Source organism: Streptomyces smyrnaeus, assembly GCF_017676345.1.
GTDB lineage: Bacteria > Actinomycetota > Actinomycetes > Streptomycetales > Streptomycetaceae > Streptomyces > Streptomyces smyrnaeus.
The window spans coordinates 225,750-243,235 of sequence record NZ_JAFFZM010000005.1 but is presented as its reverse complement, the minus strand read 5'-3'; the positions used below and the strand labels follow the sequence as shown (position 1 = coordinate 243,235).

General features: G+C 69.8%; 15 protein-coding genes. 7 read left to right on the top strand and 8 right to left on the bottom strand.

The genetic code is table 11. The features are described 5' to 3' along the window. Nucleotides 1–75 precede the first annotated feature (75 nt). Nucleotides 76–1,380: a TerD family protein gene (locus JW613_RS10800; protein WP_209210542.1), complete on the top strand. Its 1,305-nt coding sequence runs from the start codon at nucleotides 76–78 to the stop codon at nucleotides 1,378–1,380. An 84-nt stretch (nucleotides 1,381–1,464) separates the two neighbouring features. On the opposite strand, the gene JW613_RS10795 is transcribed toward JW613_RS10800, so the two are convergent. The 6 genes from JW613_RS10795 to JW613_RS10770 form a co-directional block, all read right to left on the bottom strand. Then, the gene (locus JW613_RS10795) at nucleotides 1,465–2,226 is read right to left on the bottom strand and encodes a TerD family protein (RefSeq protein ID WP_099880462.1); all 762 of its coding nucleotides are present in this window, start codon (nucleotides 2,224–2,226) and stop codon (nucleotides 1,465–1,467) included. A gap of 131 nt (nucleotides 2,227–2,357) precedes the next feature. Next, nucleotides 2,358–3,512 carry a DUF475 domain-containing protein gene (locus tag JW613_RS10790; RefSeq protein WP_209210540.1) on the bottom strand — a complete coding sequence of 385 codons (1,155 nt, stop codon included), beginning with the start codon at nucleotides 3,510–3,512 and terminating at the stop codon, nucleotides 2,358–2,360. A gap of 98 nt (nucleotides 3,513–3,610) precedes the next feature. Further along, on the bottom strand, nucleotides 3,611–4,189 hold the full coding sequence (locus JW613_RS10785) for a TerD family protein (RefSeq protein ID WP_209210539.1): 579 nt from the start codon (nucleotides 4,187–4,189) through the stop codon (nucleotides 3,611–3,613). A gap of 187 nt (nucleotides 4,190–4,376) precedes the next feature. Further along, nucleotides 4,377–4,952, bottom strand: a complete 576-nt coding sequence (locus tag JW613_RS10780; RefSeq protein ID WP_099880465.1) for a TerD family protein — start codon at nucleotides 4,950–4,952, stop codon at nucleotides 4,377–4,379. Nucleotides 4,953–5,141: 189 nt separating this feature from the next. Next, nucleotides 5,142–5,600, bottom strand: coding sequence for a peroxiredoxin (locus JW613_RS10775; protein WP_209210537.1), 459 nt, complete (start codon nucleotides 5,598–5,600; stop codon nucleotides 5,142–5,144). 242 nt (nucleotides 5,601–5,842) lie between these two features. Further along, nucleotides 5,843–6,280: a DUF3052 domain-containing protein gene (locus JW613_RS10770; protein WP_099880468.1), complete on the bottom strand. Its 438-nt coding sequence runs from the start codon at nucleotides 6,278–6,280 to the stop codon at nucleotides 5,843–5,845. A 518-nt stretch (nucleotides 6,281–6,798) separates the two neighbouring features. Between JW613_RS10770 and aceE the strand changes: the two genes are divergently transcribed. Next, nucleotides 6,799–9,546, top strand: coding sequence for a pyruvate dehydrogenase (acetyl-transferring), homodimeric type (gene aceE / locus JW613_RS10765; protein ID WP_209210535.1), 2,748 nt, complete (start codon nucleotides 6,799–6,801; stop codon nucleotides 9,544–9,546). Between the two features lie 133 nt (nucleotides 9,547–9,679). Here the strand turns inward: aceE and JW613_RS10760 are convergent, their stop codons facing one another. Together JW613_RS10760 and JW613_RS10755 are read right to left on the bottom strand one after the other, a co-directional pair. Beyond that, the gene (locus JW613_RS10760) at nucleotides 9,680–10,159 is read right to left on the bottom strand and encodes a peptidase inhibitor family I36 protein (RefSeq protein ID WP_209210684.1); all 480 of its coding nucleotides are present in this window, start codon (nucleotides 10,157–10,159) and stop codon (nucleotides 9,680–9,682) included. A gap of 244 nt (nucleotides 10,160–10,403) precedes the next feature. Beyond that, nucleotides 10,404–12,014, bottom strand: coding sequence for an MFS transporter (locus JW613_RS10755; RefSeq protein ID WP_209210533.1), 1,611 nt, complete (start codon nucleotides 12,012–12,014; stop codon nucleotides 10,404–10,406). Nucleotides 12,015–12,125: 111 nt separating this feature from the next. Here JW613_RS10755 and JW613_RS10750 point away from each other — a divergent pair, with 111 nt between their 5' ends. From JW613_RS10750 to JW613_RS10730, 5 genes are all read left to right on the top strand, one after another. Further along, entirely contained in the window at nucleotides 12,126–12,755 is a 630-nt protein-coding gene (locus JW613_RS10750; protein WP_099880476.1) for a TetR/AcrR family transcriptional regulator, read from the top strand. A gap of 159 nt (nucleotides 12,756–12,914) precedes the next feature. Then, nucleotides 12,915–14,174, top strand: coding sequence for an alpha/beta hydrolase (locus tag JW613_RS10745; protein WP_209210531.1), 1,260 nt, complete (start codon nucleotides 12,915–12,917; stop codon nucleotides 14,172–14,174). A 119-nt stretch (nucleotides 14,175–14,293) separates the two neighbouring features. Beyond that, nucleotides 14,294–15,172 carry a DUF4429 domain-containing protein gene (locus JW613_RS10740; RefSeq protein WP_209210529.1) on the top strand — a complete coding sequence of 293 codons (879 nt, stop codon included), beginning with the start codon at nucleotides 14,294–14,296 and terminating at the stop codon, nucleotides 15,170–15,172. 11 nt (nucleotides 15,173–15,183) lie between these two features. Further along, a complete protein-coding gene (locus JW613_RS10735; RefSeq protein ID WP_307865857.1) occupies nucleotides 15,184–16,707 on the top strand; it encodes a sensor histidine kinase in 1,524 nt (507 codons plus the stop codon). Then, the gene (locus JW613_RS10730) at nucleotides 16,704–17,438 is read left to right on the top strand and encodes a response regulator (RefSeq protein WP_209210527.1); all 735 of its coding nucleotides are present in this window, start codon (nucleotides 16,704–16,706) and stop codon (nucleotides 17,436–17,438) included. The genes JW613_RS10735 and JW613_RS10730 overlap by 4 nt, the downstream gene beginning before the upstream one ends. Nucleotides 17,439–17,486 lie beyond the last annotated feature (48 nt).

Below are 17,486 nucleotides of genomic sequence, written 5' to 3'. Positions count from 1 at the left end.
CCGGCACCGCGTCATGGGTCGGCCGCATCACATGCCGCGTTGTCGATGGCGTCCGTCCGGGGGCAGGATGAAGACATGACGCACGCGATGACGAAGGGATCGAACATCCAGCTGGAGGCCACGGCGGTGCGCGCTGTGCTCTGCTGGGCGCCTGGTGCTGGTGTGCCGGATGTCGATGCCTCGGCTCTGCTGCTCGGCCCGGACGGCAAGGTTCGCTCCGACGACGACTTCATCTTCTACAACCAGCCGCGCCACCCCTCGGGACTGGTGCGGCATCTGGCCAAGAAGCGCGAGCCCGAAGGGCTGCGCGACACCGTCGAGGCGGACCTGGCCACGCTGGACTCCTCCGTGGACCGCGTGCTGCTGGCTGCCTCCTCGGACGGCGGCACCTTCGCCGGCGTGCGCGAGCTGCGGCTGCTGCTGCACGACGCGGGCAACCCGGACGGCGCAACCGACCCGGGCAACGGCGGACAGCTCCTCGCGCGCTTCGACATCGAGCCGGAGACGGGCGCCGAGACCGCCATGGTCTGCGGCGAGCTGTACCGGCGCGGCGACGGCTGGAAGTTCCGCGCCCTGGGCCAGGGCTACGACACCGGACTGGTCGGCCTGGCCACCGAGTTCGGCATCACCGTCGACGAGGGCGATACCGAGGCCGAAGCCACCGGCGAGGCCGAAGCCGGCACCGATGCAGAAGCCGGGGGTGAGACCTCCGTGCGCGGCGCCGACCGGGAAGGGGCGCCCGGCGCGGAGCCCGATCCGGACGCCACCGTGGCCCATACGCCGCGCTTCGACACGGTCGGCTCGGACGACTTCCGGCTGGGCCCGCCCGCCGCCACCGTCCCGCAGCCGCCGCCCGAGCCGGGCTTCCCGGAGCCCGACCCGGTGCCGCCCGAGCCGCACCCGGAGCCCTCGCCCCATCCGGAGCCCGGTCCCCCACCCGGACCGCCGCCCACCCCGCCCGGGCCCGGGCCGGAACCGGTGCCGCCGGCGCCGCCGCCCGGTCCCACACCGGGCCCGGGCCCCGTCCCCGGCCCCGACCCCGCGCCGCCGCCGCCCGCTCCTGAGCCGCCGCAGCCGACTCCCTCACCGGAGCCGCAGCCGGACCCGGCGGGAGTCGGTGCGTCGGCAGGAGCGGCGGCGTCATCGGCCGTCACGGCGCAGGTGCCGCCGCCGGGCGCACCGCTCTTCGGACCCCAGGGGGCTCCGGGCATCCCGGCACCCCCTGCCCACCAGCCCGCCTACGGCTACCCGCAGCCACCGCAGCAGCCGCCCGCCACCCAGCCCGCCTACGGCTATCCACAGCCCACCTATGGCTATCCGCAGCCGGACCCCGCGTTCGCGCTGCCGCCCCAGGGCCCGCAGTTCCTCACCAACCGCTGACGCGGACGGCACACCAGGAGGCCCGGCCGGTGACCGGCCGGGCCTCGTGTGGTGTCGCGCGCGGTGGCACCGGCGCGGGGCCGCTCAGACCTTCTGCGACTTGTAGGCCCGGCCCCACTGCAGGCCCCAGCCGTAGAGCCGGTCCAGCTCCGCCTGGAAGCCGTAGACGTAGCGCACCTCGCGGCGCACCCTCAGCTCTCCCTTGACGTTCTCCATCAGCAGCACCGCGCAGGAGCGGGCCTGAGGGGCCCGCTCGTCCAGGCCGACCTCCACGTGCGGGCCGTTGCTGGGGATGAGGGTGAGGACGGCATGGGTCCGGTCGAAGGCCGGCGTGCCGTCGTAGATGTAGACGAAGAAGAGCAGCCGCTTGATCTCGTCCCGGTGGTCGAGATTGACGTAGAGCGTCTCGCCGGACGGCGAACCGAACCGGTCGTCGCCGGTGAGCTTGACGTAAGGGGGCGCGTTCCAGTCCCCCAGGAAGTTGCCGAGCGGCTGGACGACACCCTTGCTGCCGTCCATCAGCTCGTACATGCAGGCCAGGTCGAGGTCCACGTTGACGACACCCTGGGTGTGCGCCTGGACCACGGTGGGCTTGAACGCTCTGAGCGGGTGCCGCAGCGAGCCGCCCGTACCGCGACCGACGCTCTCCAGGTCCGAACTGCGCATTCGCCAGGAGAGATTGACCTGCATGCTGCCGGTGTCGGCACCTTGTTTGGTCAGCGACAGTTCAGGGTGCCGTTTGGTCAGCTCCATCGCATACGTCGAAGGACCGCCGACCGTGTCGAACTTGGGTCCACGCCGGGACATGCCCACGCCTCGGCGCCAGTTCTCCCACAGGGAGACCATCCCGTACCCCCACTCGTCCTCAACAAGCCCAACTCACCGCTGCGGGGCGGCTCCGGGACGGCGGTGCGGGCCGGTGGCCCACGCCGTCGCGGAAGCCGCCCCGCTGGGAGCGTTCCTCAATCGGCAAGCGGTCACACGCGCGCGGTGACCCCGGATTGCTCGGATTCCTCCCCGTCGGACCCGTCCGACCCGTTGGCCTCGATCACACGATTGCGGCGCAGCGAGGACCAGAAGGAGGTGGCGATCAGCACCACACCGATGAGGCCCGTGATGACCTCGTTGATCTGGTACTTGACGGTGACGAGCAGGATGACGGCGAGAGCACCGATGGCGTAGTGCGCGCCGTGCTCCAGGTAGACGTAGTCGTCCAGGGTGCCCTGGCGCACCAGGTAGACCGTCAGCGACCGGACGTACATCGCCCCGATGCCCAGACCGAGCGCCATCCAGAAGATGTGGTTGGTGATCGCGAAGGCACCGATGACCCCGTCGAAGGAGAACGAGGCGTCCAGCACCTCCAGGTAGAGGAACATGAAGAAGGCGGCCTTGCCGGCCAGTCCGACGGCCGAGGGCTGCTTCCCGGCCTTCTTGGCCTCTTCCTCGGCTTCGTGCTCGCGCTCCTCTTCCTCCTCGAGCTTGTTCTCGAAGTGGCTGGAGAGTCCGCCGACGATCAGATAGGTGACGAGTCCCGCCACGCCGGAGAGCAGCACTGTGGCCGATTTGTCGGCATGTGCCCCGCCGTGCTGGTGCGCGGCGGTGGCGAGTGTGGTGGCGGTCACCAGCAGCACGATCAGGGCGATGCAGACGGAGAGACCGTCGACCTTGCCGAGTCGCGACAGCGGGCGCTCCAGCCAGCCGATCCACTTGTGTTCCCGCTCATCGAAGATGAAGTCGAGGAAGATCATCAGCAGGAACATCCCACCGAAGGCGGCAATGGCCGGATGCGCGTCCGTGACCAGCTGCTCGTAGCGGTCGGGATTCTCGAGCGCGACCCGCACGGCTTCGACCGGCCCGACCTGCGCACTGATGGCGACGATGACGACCGGGAAGACCAGTCGCATGCCGAATACCGCGATCAGAATGCCGATGGTGAGGAAGATCTTCTGCCAGAAGGCGTTCATCTTCTTCAGTACGCCGGCGTTGACGACCGCGTTGTCGAACGACAACGAGATTTCGAGGACGGAAAGGATCGCCACGAGGGCGAACGCCTCCCACCCCCAGAAGAACGCCGCTGCGGCCAGCCCTGCGGCGGTGACGCCGAAGGACCAACCAAAGGTTTTCAGGAGCACTGGCTTCCCAATCCGGTATCCGGTCTACATAGGTTCACAAAGGGTGAGGAATCCGGGACGACTGCGACCTCGAAGTCGTCCCGACGGCATCGCCGCGACTAGGCGACATTGACGCCGAAGTCTAGAGCGATGCCCCTCAGGCCTGACGCGTACCCCTGGCCAACTGCACGGAACTTCCATTCTGCGTTGTAGCGGTACAGCTCCCCGAAGATCATCGCCGTCTCGGAAGAGGCGTCCTCGCTGAGGTCGTAACGCGCCAGCTCCACTCCGTCTTCCTGGTTGAGGACACGGATGTACGCCTCGCCGACCTGGCCGAAGGTCTGGTGCCGGCTCTCGGCGTCGTAGATCGAGACGGCAAAGACGATCTTGTCGACCTGTGCCGGGACCAGCGTGAGGTCCACCAGCACCGTCTCGTCGTCGTCCCCGCCGGTACCGCCGACCAGCTCGTCGCCGGTGTGCTCGACCGAGCCCTCGGGGCTCTTGAGGTTGTTGTAGAAGATGAAGTACTCGTCACCGAGGACCCGGCCGCCGGAGCACAGCAGTGCGCTCGCGTCGAGGTCGAAGTCGGCGCCTGTGGTGGAACGGGCCTTCCAGCCCAGGCCGATCCGTACCTGGGTCAGGTTCGGTGCGGCCTTCGAGAGGGAGACGTTTCCCCCCTTGGCGAGCGTCACGCTCATGTTCTGGTCCTCTCCCCGGCTAGTGGCACGACCGTGTGGCCCGCGCCACGGTGCATCCAGTCTCTCCGTACCACCGGGCGCCGCACACCTCCGGGTCACGGAAGTCTGCGGCGCCCGTGGCTGCCGATCCCCGGCAGGTGCGCCGACCGGCCCGCGAGCGGGGCCGGTGGCGATACCCGACAGGTCCTCAGACGTTCACGCCGAAGTCCTGCGCGATGCCGCGCAGACCGGACGCGTACCCCTGGCCGATGGCGCGGAACTTCCACTCCGCACCGTGCCGGTAGAGCTCACCGAAGACCATCGCCGTCTCGGTCGACGCGTCCTCGCTGAGGTCGTAACGCGCCAGCTCGACGTTGTCGGCCTGGTTGAGCACGCGGATGTAGGCGTTGCGCACCTGGCCGAAGCTCTGCTGGCGGCTCTCCGCCTCGTAGATCGAGACGGGGAAGACGATCTTCTCGACGTCGGCGGGCACCCCGGCGAGGTTCACCTTGATGACCTCGTCGTCGCCTTCGCCCTCACCGGTGAGGTTGTCGCCGGTGTGCTCCACGGAGCCGTCGGGGCTCTTGAGGTTGTTGAAGAAGACGAAGTTCTGGTCGTTGCCGACCTTGCCCTCCGCGTTCGTCAGCAGGGCACTCGCATCGAGGTCGAAGTCGCTGCCGGTGGTCGTACGCGCGTCCCAGCCCAGACCGACGATGACGGCGGTCAGGTTGGGCGCTTCCTTGGTCAGCGAGACGTTGCCGCCCTTGCTGAGGCTGACTCCCACGAGTCCTCCTGGTCAGTTGTTCGTGAGGAGCACCGCGTGCCCCCGTTGTGTGGATGCCTTCGGATCAACGATTCGATCCTAGTGAGCGGTTCCCCGGGAAACAGCCCTCTTACGGAGCGGAATCGGGGTTGTTCCGAGCGTTGCCGGGAGCGCTGGGAGCGCGTACCCGGCGCGGCGGCCCGGCGGGCGTCAGAGCTTTTCGAGCACCTTGACGTAGTCCTTGAGGTCCCTCGCGTCGGGCAGCCCGTTGACGACCGTCCAGCGCACGGTGCCCTCCTTGTCGATGATGAAGGTCCCGCGTACCGCGCAGCCCTTCTCCTCGTCGAAGACCCCGTAGGCGCGGGACGCCTCGCCGTGCGGCCAGAAGTCGGACAGCAGCGGGTACTCCAGCCCCTCCTGCTCGGCGAAGACGCGCAGCGAGAACGGCGAGTCGTTGGAGACCGCCAGCAGCTGCACGTCGTCGTTGACGAACCGGGGCAGCTCGTCACGCAGCGCGCACAGCTCACCGGTGCACACGCCGGTGAAGGCGAAGGGGTAGAAGAGCAGGACCACGTTCTTGTTGCCCTGGAAGTCCGAGAGCCGCACGGTCTGGCCGTGCTGGTCCTTGAGCTCGATGTCGGGTGCCTTGGTGCCGGCCTCGATCGCCATGGCGGGTTCCCTTCGGTGGGCGGACAAAGACGGTCCCACCCTATGCACCGAGCCCCTGCCGGCCATGGGCCGGTCAGGGGCTCGTCGCATACCCGCCGGAGCGGGTCGGGCACACACCGGAAGCAACCGAAAGGTGGTTCCGGAACGCAACCGGACCGGGAGGCCCCGGCCAGGAAGCAACCGGAAAGCGGCGCCGGGCCACAGCGCCGACGCCGACGAGGCGCAAACCTCCCGAACGCCGGTCAGCGCTTGTTCGGGGCGCCCTTCGGGGTGACCAGACGGCTGCCCGTCCAGTCCTTGGCCGCGTTGAAGCTCTTGGTCTGGGAGAGCCCGGCGGTCTGGGACGCCTCGCCGATGTCGCTGGGCTCGACGTAGCCCTCACGCCCCGTCTTGGGGGTCAGCAGCCAGACCGGGGCACCCTCGTCGATCATCGTGGTCGCGTCCACCAGCGCGTCCGTCAGGTCGCCGTCCTCGTCGCGGAACCACAGCACCACGGCGTCGGCCACATCGCCGTAATCCTCATCGACCAGCTCCGTGCCGGTGATCTCCTCGATGGACTCGCGGAGCTCCTGGTCGACGTCGTCGTCGTAGCCGATCTCCTGGACCACCTGCCCGGGCTGGAAACCCAGCCTTGCGGCGGGGTTGGTCCGCTCCTCCGCGTGGTCCGCGGTCGCGCTCACGGATTGCCTCCAGTCATGTCTTACGAATATGGGGGTTGCACCCCGCGCGTACGCGAGGCATTGGGCCGTAGTCCACACGGGCGGGCCGGATCACGCAAGTACCCGGCCTTCCATCCCGCCCAAACGTTGACGTCTCATCCCACAATGCCTGATCGAGAGTGATTCAGGCCACATTACAGCCGCTGAGATCTGCCAGGTTTGCCCCGGCTGAGCCGGGGGAGCCGTAGAGGTACCTCTGGGTACCGAACGTATGTTTGGGGTGGTACGGGCGGAGTGGGCGGCGCGCCCCGGAACGGGCGTAAGGTTGCGTTTCGACCGCGCCACTGTATTCCGCGAACACCTGCGTACACCCCCTTTCCGGTCCGCCTCGAGGGGCGCTGGGTTACTTATCGGTAGAGATGACGTCACAGCGGCGGCGGTACACGATGGAGGCGGCGCGCCACCCACTGAGCACGATTCCTGGCGTCCGCCGTCGCCCGGCCCCGAGCACCACCCGACCGATACAGCGAAGGAACAGCGTGGCTTCCGGATCCGATCGCAACCCGATCATCATTGGCGGCCTTCCCAGCCAGGTCCCGGATTTCGATCCCGAAGAGACCCAGGAATGGCTCGACTCGCTCGACGCCGCCGTCGACGAGCGCGGACGGGAACGCGCCCGCTATCTCATGCTCCGGCTCATCGAGCGCGCCCGCGAGAAGCGTGTCGCCGTCCCGGAGATGCGCAGCACGGACTATGTCAACACCATCGCGACCAAGGACGAGCCGTTCTTCCCCGGCAACGAGGAGATCGAGCGCAAGATCCTGAACGCGACCCGGTGGAACGCGGCGGTCATGGTCTCGCGCGCCCAGCGCCCGGGGATCGGGGTGGGGGGCCACATCGCCACCTTCGCCTCCTCCGCCTCGCTCTACGACGTGGGCTTCAACCACTTCTTCCGCGGCAAGGACGAGGGCCACGGCGGGGACCAGATCTTCTTCCAGGGCCACGCCTCCCCCGGCATCTACGCGCGCGCCTATCTGCTCGACCGGCTCAGCGAGGCACAGCTCGACGGCTTCCGGCAGGAGAAGAGCAAGGCGCCGCACGGGCTCCCCAGCTATCCGCACCCGCGGCTGATGCCGGACTTCTGGGAGTTCCCCACCGTCTCCATGGGCCTGGGCCCGATCGGCGCCATCCACCAGGCACGGATGAACCGCTACATGGAGGCCCGGGGCATCGCCGACACCTCCAAGTCGCGGGTGTGGGCCTTCCTCGGTGACGGCGAGATGGACGAGCCCGAATCGCTCGGTCAGCTCTCCCTGGCCGCCCGCGAGGGGCTGGACAACCTCACCTTCGTCATCAACTGCAACCTCCAGCGGCTGGATGGGCCGGTCCGCGGTAATGGAAAGGTCATCCAGGAGCTGGAGTCCTACTTCCGGGGTGCCGGCTGGAACGTCATCAAGCTGGTGTGGGACCGCTCCTGGGACCCGCTGCTGGCACAGGACCGGGACGGCGTACTGGTCAACAAGCTGAACACCACGCCCGACGGGCAGTTCCAGACCTACGCGACCGAGAGCGGCGCCTATATCCGCGAGCACTTCTTCGGCGGCGACCAGCGGCTTCGCAAGATGGTCGAGGGCATGACCGACGACCAGCTCCTGCACCTGGGCCGCGGCGGCCACGACCACCGCAAGGTCTATGCGGCCTACAAGGCGGCGGCCGAGCACAAGGGACAGCCGACCGTCATCCTGGCGCAGACCATCAAGGGCTGGACGCTGGGTCCCAACTTCGAGGGCCGCAACGCCACCCACCAGATGAAGAAGCTGACGGTCGACGACCTCAAGGGCTTCCGCGACCGGCTGCATCTGCCGATCCCCGACAGCGAGCTGGAGTCGGGCGTGCCGCCCTACTACCACCCGGGCCGCGACTCGGAAGAGATCCAGTACATGCACGACCGCCGCAAGGAGTGCGGCGGCTACGTACCGACGCGGATCAACCGGGCACAGCCGCTGCGGCTGCCGGACGACAAGGCGTACGCCACGCTGAAGAAGGGCTCGGGGCAGCAGCAGATCGCCACCACGATGGCGTTCGTCCGGCTGCTGAAGGACCTGATGCGGGACAAGGAGATCGGCAAGCGCTTCGTGCCGATCGCGCCCGATGAGTACCGCACCTTCGGAATGGACTCCTTCTTCCCGTCGGCCAAGATCTACAACCCGCTGGGGCAGCTGTACGAGTCCGTCGACCGTGAACTGCTGCTGGCCTACAAGGAGTCCCCGACCGGGCAGATGCTGCACGACGGCATCTCCGAGGCGGGCTGCACCGCCGCCGCCATCGCCGCGGGTTCCGCCTACGCCACCCACGGCGAGCCGCTGATCCCGATCTACGTCTTCTACTCGATGTTCGGCTTCCAGCGGACCGGTGACCAGTTCTGGCAGATGGCCGACCAGTTGGCGCGCGGTTTCGTGCTGGGCGCCACCGCGGGGCGCACCACGCTCACCGGTGAGGGCCTCCAGCACGCGGACGGCCACTCGCAGCTGCTCGCCTCCACCAACCCCGCGGTGGTCGCCTACGACCCGGCGTTCGGCTTCGAGATCGCCCATATCGTCCAGGACGGGCTGCGCAGGATGTACGGCTCCAGCGAGGAGCACCCGCAGGGCGAGGACATCTTCTACTACCTGACCGTCTACAACGAGCCCATCCAGCAGCCGGCCGAGCCGGAGAACGTGGATGTCGAGGGCATCCTCAAGGGCCTCTACCGCTACCGGGCGGGTGAGCGGGGCACCCATGCCGCGCAGATCCTGGCCTCGGGCGTGGCCGTGCCGTGGGCGCTGGAGGCGCAGCGCATCCTGGCCGAGGAGTGGGATGTGAAGGCCGACGTGTGGTCGGCCACCTCCTGGAACGAGCTGCGCCGGGAGGCCGTGACGGTGGAGGAGCACAACCTCCTGCACCCCGAGGAGGAGCAGCGCGTCCCCTTCGTCACCCGCACGCTGCACGACGCCGAAGGCCCGAAGGTGGCGGTTTCGGACTGGATGCGGGCCGTGCCGGACCAGATCTCGCGTTGGGTGCCCGGCACCTACCAGTCGCTGGGCGCGGACGGGTTCGGCTTCGCCGACACCCGGGGCGCCGCCCGCCGGTACTTCCACATCGACGCGCAGTCGATCGTGCTGGGCGTGCTGACCGAGCTGGCGAAGGAGGGGAAGGTGGACCGCTCCGCGCTGAAGCAGGCCATCGACCGCTACCAGCTGCTGGAGGTCGCGGCGGCCGACCCGGGCACCGCCGGCGGCGACGCCTGAGCCTGCTCCCGGTCGCCGGGAGCCGGTCGGCTCCCGGCCCGGGCCTTGCGGCCGGGTCCGGTCCTGGAGTGGACCGCACCCGGCCGCTCGCCTGCGGGGCCGATCTCGGCGCCCCGCGTACGCGGCGGGCATCTCAGTGCTCCCATACCTTGAACGCGCGTGCCCGGTAGGGCAGCTCGGGCGTCCAGGAGCCCGAGGGATGGGTGTTGAACTCGGCCGTCTCCGCGCATTCCGCGCTCTGATAGAGCGTGACGGGCCTGCCGGTGCGGTTCGCCGCCGAGGTGGCCGAGGCTCCGCCCCGCAGCGGCGTACAGCTTTCGATGTCGATACCGCTCAGTTCGTGGACGCGCGGCTTCCCCTTGAACTTCGGGCGCTCCCACAGGCACAGCTCCCCCGGGCCGCATTTCCCCAGCCGGGGCCCGGTGTCGCCGTTGCCGGCCCGCTGTGCCGCCGTCCCTTCCACCGCGGCCTTGCCTGCCGCCTTCTGCACGGCCCGCTGCTGGGACCCGTGCTGCGTCCGTGCCCCCGCCGGCTGTGCGGCGGCGGTGACGGACACCGCGAGCGCTGTCGCGGCCAGGATCCCGGCCGCCGTCTTCGGACCTCGTCCGAGCATGCCTTTCACGGCTGATCACTCCCCCCGCTCAGGGCCGGGCACGTTCTCGCCCGGCGTGTGATCAGCATGTGCGTGCCGCCGACGGGCCGCCAAGAGCAAACGGCCCGGTTCACCGGGACAGGTGGCGGAGTTGTCCACAACTCGCGAGTTATCCACCGTCCCCGGATGCACCGGGCCGGAAGAGATCCGGATACCTCCCGCCGTGCCGGATCGATCCTGGAAGCGGCGGGTAGATACCGGTTGGTCAGACGTGCACGGAGGGCCCCGCGTCGTTCTTGCCGCGGCTGGTGAAGACGGCGACGCCCGCGGCCAGCACCGAGACGATGCCCGCGCAGACGAACGCCAGGCCCATGCCGGAGACGAAGGAGTCGTGCACCACATGCTTGATCGCCTGGGCCATCTGCTCGGGCGTGCCCTTGGGTACGGGCGCGATACCGACCTCGGCGGCGTCCTTGAGGGCCGCCTCCTTCTTCTCGGGCAGCGGCGGCAGCTTGGCCTCCGCCCACTTGTGGGGCAGTTCGCTGCCGACCCTGGAGGCCATCACGGCGCCGAGCACGGCCGTACCGAGGCTGCCGCCCACCTGCATGGCGGCCTGCTGGAGTCCGCCCGCGACACCGGCGTGCTGCAACGGGGCGTTGCCGACGATCACTTCGGTGGCGCCGACCATCACCGGAGCGAGTCCGAGGCCGAGGAGGGCGAACCACAGCGAGGTGATCCCCATGCCGCTGTTCGCCTCCAGCGTGGAGAGGCCGAACATCGCGACGGCGGCCAGCACCATGGCGCCGACCAGCGGGATGCGCGGGCCCACCTTGGTGATGACGGTGCCCGCCAGCGGCGAGGCGACGATCATCATCGCGGTCAGCGGCAGCAGCCGCAACCCGCTGTCCACGGGCGAGAGGCCGTTGACGTTCTGCAGATAGAAGGTGACGAAGAAGATGCCGCCCATGAAGCCGAAGGCCATCAGAACCATCAGGACGGTGCCTGCGGTCAGCGGCACCGAGCGGAACATGCTCATCGGTAGCAGGGGTTCCTTGACCTTCGTCTCCCAGAAGCCGAAGAGGGCGAAGGCCACCACGGACACCGCCAGGAAGCCGAGCGTCTTGGCGTCGCCCCAGTGCCAGTCGGGGGCCTTGATGATCGCCCAGACGAGGCAGAACATCGCGCCCGACAGCAGGACGATGCCCAGCAGGTCGAAGGAGCGGGGTGCGTCCTTCGCGCGCCGGTCGAGCAGCAGCACGAGGCCCATCACCAGCGCGAGCGCCCCGACGGGTACGTTGATGAAGAAGACCGACTCCCAGCCCTTGTGCTCGACCAGCAGGCCGCCGACGATCGGCCCGGCAGCGGTGGAGGCGCCGATGACCGCGCCCCAGATGCCGATGGCGGCGTTCAGCCGCTCGGCGGGGAAGGATGCGCGCAGCAGGCCGAGCGCGGCAGGCATCAGCAGTGCGCCGCATATGCCCTGGAGCACGCGGAAGGTGATGACGAGAGCGACGCTGCCGGACAGTCCGATGGCTGCGGAGGCCAGCGCGAAGCCGACGACGCCGCCGAGGAAGGTCTGGCGGTGGCCGAAGCGGTCACCCAGCTTGCCCGCCGTGATCAGCGAGACCGCGAGCGCGAGCAGATAGCCGTTGGTGATCCACTGGACGTCCGCGAGAGAGGCGTCGAGATCGTCCTGGATGGCGGGGTTGGCGATGGCGACGATCGTCCCGTCGAGGGCGACCATCGCGACACCGAAGGCGACTGTCACGAGGGTCAGCCACGGGTGTCCGCGCAGCCCGGTGCGGGTCCCCTGACCGCCCTCGGGGCCTGATGGATCCGGCGCGCCGTGCGCGACGGTGCTGGTCTGGGTGCTCATGGCGCGAGAGTAATGACAGCCTCTGACAATTGACAAACCAAATTATTAGCCGGTAAATGTCAGACGGCGCTCACGTATCGTGAGCAATTCGACGCGGGAGAGGAAGCGGCATTGACGGGTCTGCGTGAGCGGAAGAAACAGCGCACCAGGGACGCCCTGATCGTGGCGGCCCACGAGCTCTTCGTCACGCAGGGTTACGAATCCACGACCGTCGACCAGATCGCCGAAGCCGTCGACGTCTCCCAGCGCACCTTCTTCCGCTACTTCTCCAACAAGGAGGAAGTCGCACTCTTCGTGCAGGACATGGTCGAACGGTTCTACTACGAGGCGGTGTGCGCCCGCCCGGCGGACGAGCCTCCGCTGGAGTGCCTGCGCCGCACCCTCAACGACGTGTGGGACGACGTGGGCGTGGCCGTGGAGGAGATCACCCCTCTCGACCTGCACCTGAAGATGTGCCAAGTGATCGAGGTGACCCCGCCCCTGCTCGCGGCGCATCTGCGGCACTCGCTGCTGATGGAGGAGAAGCTCGTCCAGGAGATCGCCCGGCGTACCGGTGTGGACGCCGAGGTGGATCCGCGGCCGCGCGTACTGGTGGCGGCCTTCACCGGAGTGATGCGCACCGCGGCCCGGCAGTGGAGCATGCGCAACGACGCCTCCCTGGAGACGGCACGTGAGGTCACCCGCGATTACATCGCGCAACTGGGCCCCGCGCTCACCGCCGACTGGGGCCGAGCGCGCTGAGCCCGACTGCCGCGCCCCGCACGGCAGTTGCAGACGGTGACCACTACGCCGAACGGCGGTGTGGCACTGACCCGACCGCGGAGTACGAAACGTGAGATGACTCACGGGGCACTCATGAATGCGGGACCGCCGGGCGGCATCTCCTAAGGTGTCGCTCCAGTGACTTACTTCTCCGCACTAGGCAACCCGCTGTCCGGAACAGGCGTCCCCCCGTCGGGCGCCCCGGGCAGCACGGCCTGGCGTGCGCTGCTCGCCCTGGCCGTGGTCTTCGTCCTGCTGGCGACCACCGGCTGGACCGCGGTCCGCAAGCACCAGGCCGCCGACGGGCCCCGCGCAGCGGCACTGCACGCCTGGGAGAAGGGCTCCTTCGCCGGCCGCCCACTGCCCGACCCGGACGCCTCACCCAATCGCATCGCCCGCTACTTCGCCACGCTGAGCGCAGCGCAGCAGCGCACCCTGGCCACGCGCTATCCGCTGGTCGTGGGCAACCTCGGCGGCGCCCCCCTGAAGCTGCGCTACCGGGCCAACCACGCGGCGCTGCTCAAGGCCCGCGACACCGAGCGCAAACGGATGCGTGACCAGCGGCTGACGGAGGAGGGCCGCAACCAGGCGGGGCAGCGGATGCACCGCTTCGAGTCGATGCTGCGCCCCGGGCGGCAGATCCTCGCCTTCGACCCGACAGGGCGGGGCCGGGCAGCCGAGGTCTTCGGCGACCTGCGGGACGCACAGCGGGTCTCGGTGGTCGTCCCCGGTGTCGACACCGAACTGCTGACCTTCGAGAGGTCGGCACGGCAGTACTCCGCCCCCGTCGGCATGGCCGAGTCGCTGCAGCGGCAGCAGCACAGCGCGCGCCCGGGCGTGCGTACGGCCACCATCGCCTGGGCCGACTACACCGCACCCGCGGGCCTCGGGGTGGACGCGGCATCCGGCGGACCGGCCCAGGACGGCGCGGTACGGCTCAACAGACTCCTGCGGACACTGCCCTCCACCGCGGCCGCCGCCTCCCCCAAGGTGGCGCTGTTCTGCCACAGCTACGGCTCGGTGGTGTGCGGGGTGGCGGCACCCGAGCTGCCCGGCAGCGTCACCGACATCGCCGTCGCCGGCAGTCCCGGGATGCGCGCCGACAACGTGGCACAGCTCGACACCCGCGCCCGCGTCTGGGCGATGCGGGACCGTGACGACTGGATCGCCGATGTGCCCCATATGGACGTAGGGGGGCTCGGACACGGTGCCGACCCCGTCGCGGACGCCTTCGGCGCCCGGCATCTGTCGGCCCGGGGCGCCGTCGGCCACACCGGCTACTTCGTGCCGCACACCCGCAGCCTCGACAACTTCGCCGCGATCGGCACCGGCTCCTACGAGGACATCACGTGCGACTCCTCCGACCCGCACTGCTCCTTCGTTCCTGGCGTTTCCTGACATCACGCCAGGGCGCCGGAGCGCTCCCGGGGCGCCGTACCCGCCGAATCAGCGCGCGTAGCGTCACGGAGGGCGGCGGAGGGGGGACGGACAGGCGGCTGCCGCATACGATGGCCCACATGGGTGACGTACTGGCTGGAATTCACTCCACCTGGGAGTTCGAATCGGACTCCGTGCTCATCCGCTTCGAACGGGGGATCCGCACACCGAAGCTCTTCCAGGTGCTCGGGGAACGGCGTATTCCGTACGAGGCGCTGAGCGCCGTCGAGCTGGCCCCGGGCGGCAAACGCGGCACCGTGGTGCTGCGTGCCGTGCCCCGCGAGGGTGCCGACCCGCTGCTGGAAGCGGCCGCCGGACAGCTCAAGGCAAGCAGCGACCCCTACCGCCTGGTGCTGCCCGCGGAGCGCGAGACACTGGCGGACTACTACGCGACCGAGCTGCGGGCCGCGCTGCCCGAGGAGGCGGCCAAACCCGCCGAGCACCATCTGGTCGCCGCACCGGCGGCGCCGCAGAGCTTCAAGGCGTACGACGGCAAGGCATCCTTCGACGGCAAGGTCGTCGCCTTCCGCTGGTTCTGGACCGGCGCCTCCACCGCCAAATGGAAAGCCGGCGACCAGTTCTTCCCCGTGGGCGAGCTCGAAGACGTCGAATGGCGCTCCCCGGAGGGCCTCAGCGGCCACCTGCGGCTGCGCCCCCGCGGGGCCGAGATGCTCGCGGAGGCCGACCAGGACCCGGCCTCCGTGGTGTTCGGTCTCGGCTACGGCCCCGTCTACGAATCGCTGCCCTTCGCCGCCTCGGTCCTGGAGGCGGTACGCGCGGCAGACCCGGTGCGGGAGCTGGAGAGCGTCCGTACGGCCCCGGCGACACCGCAGCCGCACCGCTCGGACCCGGCCGACGTGGCCGAACGCATCCGTCACCTGGGCGAACTGCACGACGCCGGGCTGCTGACCGACGAGGAGTTCACCGCCAAGAAGGCCGAGCTGCTGGCGGAACTGTGACCCTACGCTCTGTGGTCCCCGACCTGCGGGACGGGGTGCGCTCGCTGGGGACCGCACTGGCCACGCCCGCCGCCTCCCACGAGCCGCTGCTCGGACACGCCTCGTCCCGACTGGTGCGACGGCTGCCCTACGTGCTGGCCTTCGCCTTCACCGTCGCCCTCCTCCCGTCCACCGTCCAGTTGCTCACGAACGACTACAAGATGCCGGGCGGTCTGGCCGGTGCGCTCGGTGTCGCACAGACGGCACCGCTGCTGCTGGCCGTCACCAGGCCGCTGCCCGCCTGGTGGATCGTCTTCACCGCCGACCTGGTGGGCGCCCTCACCCTGCTGGCGGCGGACGGGACCGCGGGCCGCCCCTGGCCGTGGCCGCCGACGGTGATCGTGGGCTATCTGGTGCTGTGCCTGGCGCTGGCACTGCGCGAGAGCCGCCGCACCCTGCTGGCCGTCTGGCTCGCCACGGTGACCGCGTCCATCACGCTGGGGTTCGTCGCTCCTGAGCGCAGCGAGGGCACCAATGTCCTGCTGATCGTGCTCAGCGGTGCCGTGCTGCTGCTCGGCGCCACGCTGCGGGAGCGCGCGGAGGCGCAGCGGCGGCTGGCCGAGCAGGAGACCATCAGCGAGGCGGAACGCGCCCAGCGCACCCTGCTGGAGGAGCGTGCCCGTATCGCGCGGGAACTGCACGATGTCGTCGCGCACCACATGTCGGTCATCACTGTCCAGGCCGACAGCGCCCCCTACCGGATCGCCGAGATGACCCCGGAAGCCCGCGAGGAGTTCGGCTCCATCGCCGCCACGGCCCGCGAGTCGCTGACCGAGATGCGCCGCCTGCTGGGCGTTCTCCGGAGCGAGCACAGCCGCGGGGAGCGCGACCCCCAGCCCGGCCTGGAGAGACTGGAGCAGCTGGTGGAGGCGACCGTACGGGCCGGCGTACCCACCGAGCTGAGCGTCTCCCTCCCCGGGGACGAGGGTGAGAACGGCACAGCGGTCGGGGGCTCCGGGCCGGCGCCGGCCGTGGCCCTGTCGGCGTACCGGATCGTGCAGGAGGCGCTCGCCAACGTCGTCAGGCACGCACCCGGTGCGCGGACCCGGATCTCGGTGACGGCACCGGAGGACCAGCTGTCCGTCCTGGTCGTCAACGGGCCCTCTCCCGAGCCGGAGGCCGCGCCGCTGGAGACAGCCGGTACCGGACACGGGCTGGTGGGGATGCGGGAACGCGTACGGCTGGTCGGCGGCAGCCTGGAGGTCGGCCCACTGCCCGACGGGGGCTTCCGCGTCGCCGCCCGGCTCCCGTTGCACCCGCCCGTCACGGCCCTGGAAGAGCCGCAGGAGACCGCCGAGGACGCCGGGAACGGAACGGACGGCGCGGACGGAGCGGACGGAGCGGACGGCGAGAACACCGGGAACGCCGGGAACGAGCAGGCCGCGGACGCCGGCGAGGCGAAGGGCGGCGGGCAGAACCCGAAGGACCGGCAGGACACGAAGGACCGGCAGGACTCGAAGAGCCGGCAGGACACGAAGGGCTCCGCGACCGGATGAACGGCATTGGCGCCCCCGGCGCTTCCCCCACGGACCGGGTGACCCGTGTGGTCATCGTCGACGACCAGGCCATGGTCCGCGCGGGGTTCGCCGCCCTGCTGGCCGCCCAGAGCGACATCGATGTGGTCGGCGAGGCACCCGACGGCGTGGCGGGAGTCGAGCTGTGCCGCCGCGCCCACCCGGACGTCGTCCTGATGGACGTGCGGATGCCCCGGCTGAACGGCCTGGAGGCGGCGCAGCAGCTCCTCGACCCGCCACCCGGCGTCACCCACCAGCCCAAGGTGCTGATGCTGACCACGTTCGACGTGGACGACTACGTGTACGAAGCGCTGCGGCTGGGCGCCAGCGGTTTCCTGCTCAAGGACGCGCCACCGGCCGACCTGATCGCCGCGGTACGAGTGGTGGCCGAGGGCGAGGCGCTGCTGGCGCCGTCGGTGACCCGGCGGCTGATCGCGGAGTTCGCCCGGCAGCGGTCCGGAACCGCCCCGCGCAAGGGGCGTACCTCGGCACCCGAGCTGCGGCTCAAGGCACTGACCGAGCGGGAGACCGAGGTGCTGGAGCTCGTGGCGCGCGGGCAGTCCAACACCGAGATCGCCGCATCCCTCGTGCTGGCCGAACAAACGGTGAAGACCCATGTGAGCCGCATCTTCGCCAAGCTGGGCCTGCGTGACCGCGCCCAGGCCGTCATCTTCGCCTACGAGTCGGGGCTCGTCGCACCAGGCGACCAGTAGACGCGGCCCCGCCGATCAGTGACCAGGCCGACGCGCTGTCCGCGCGCT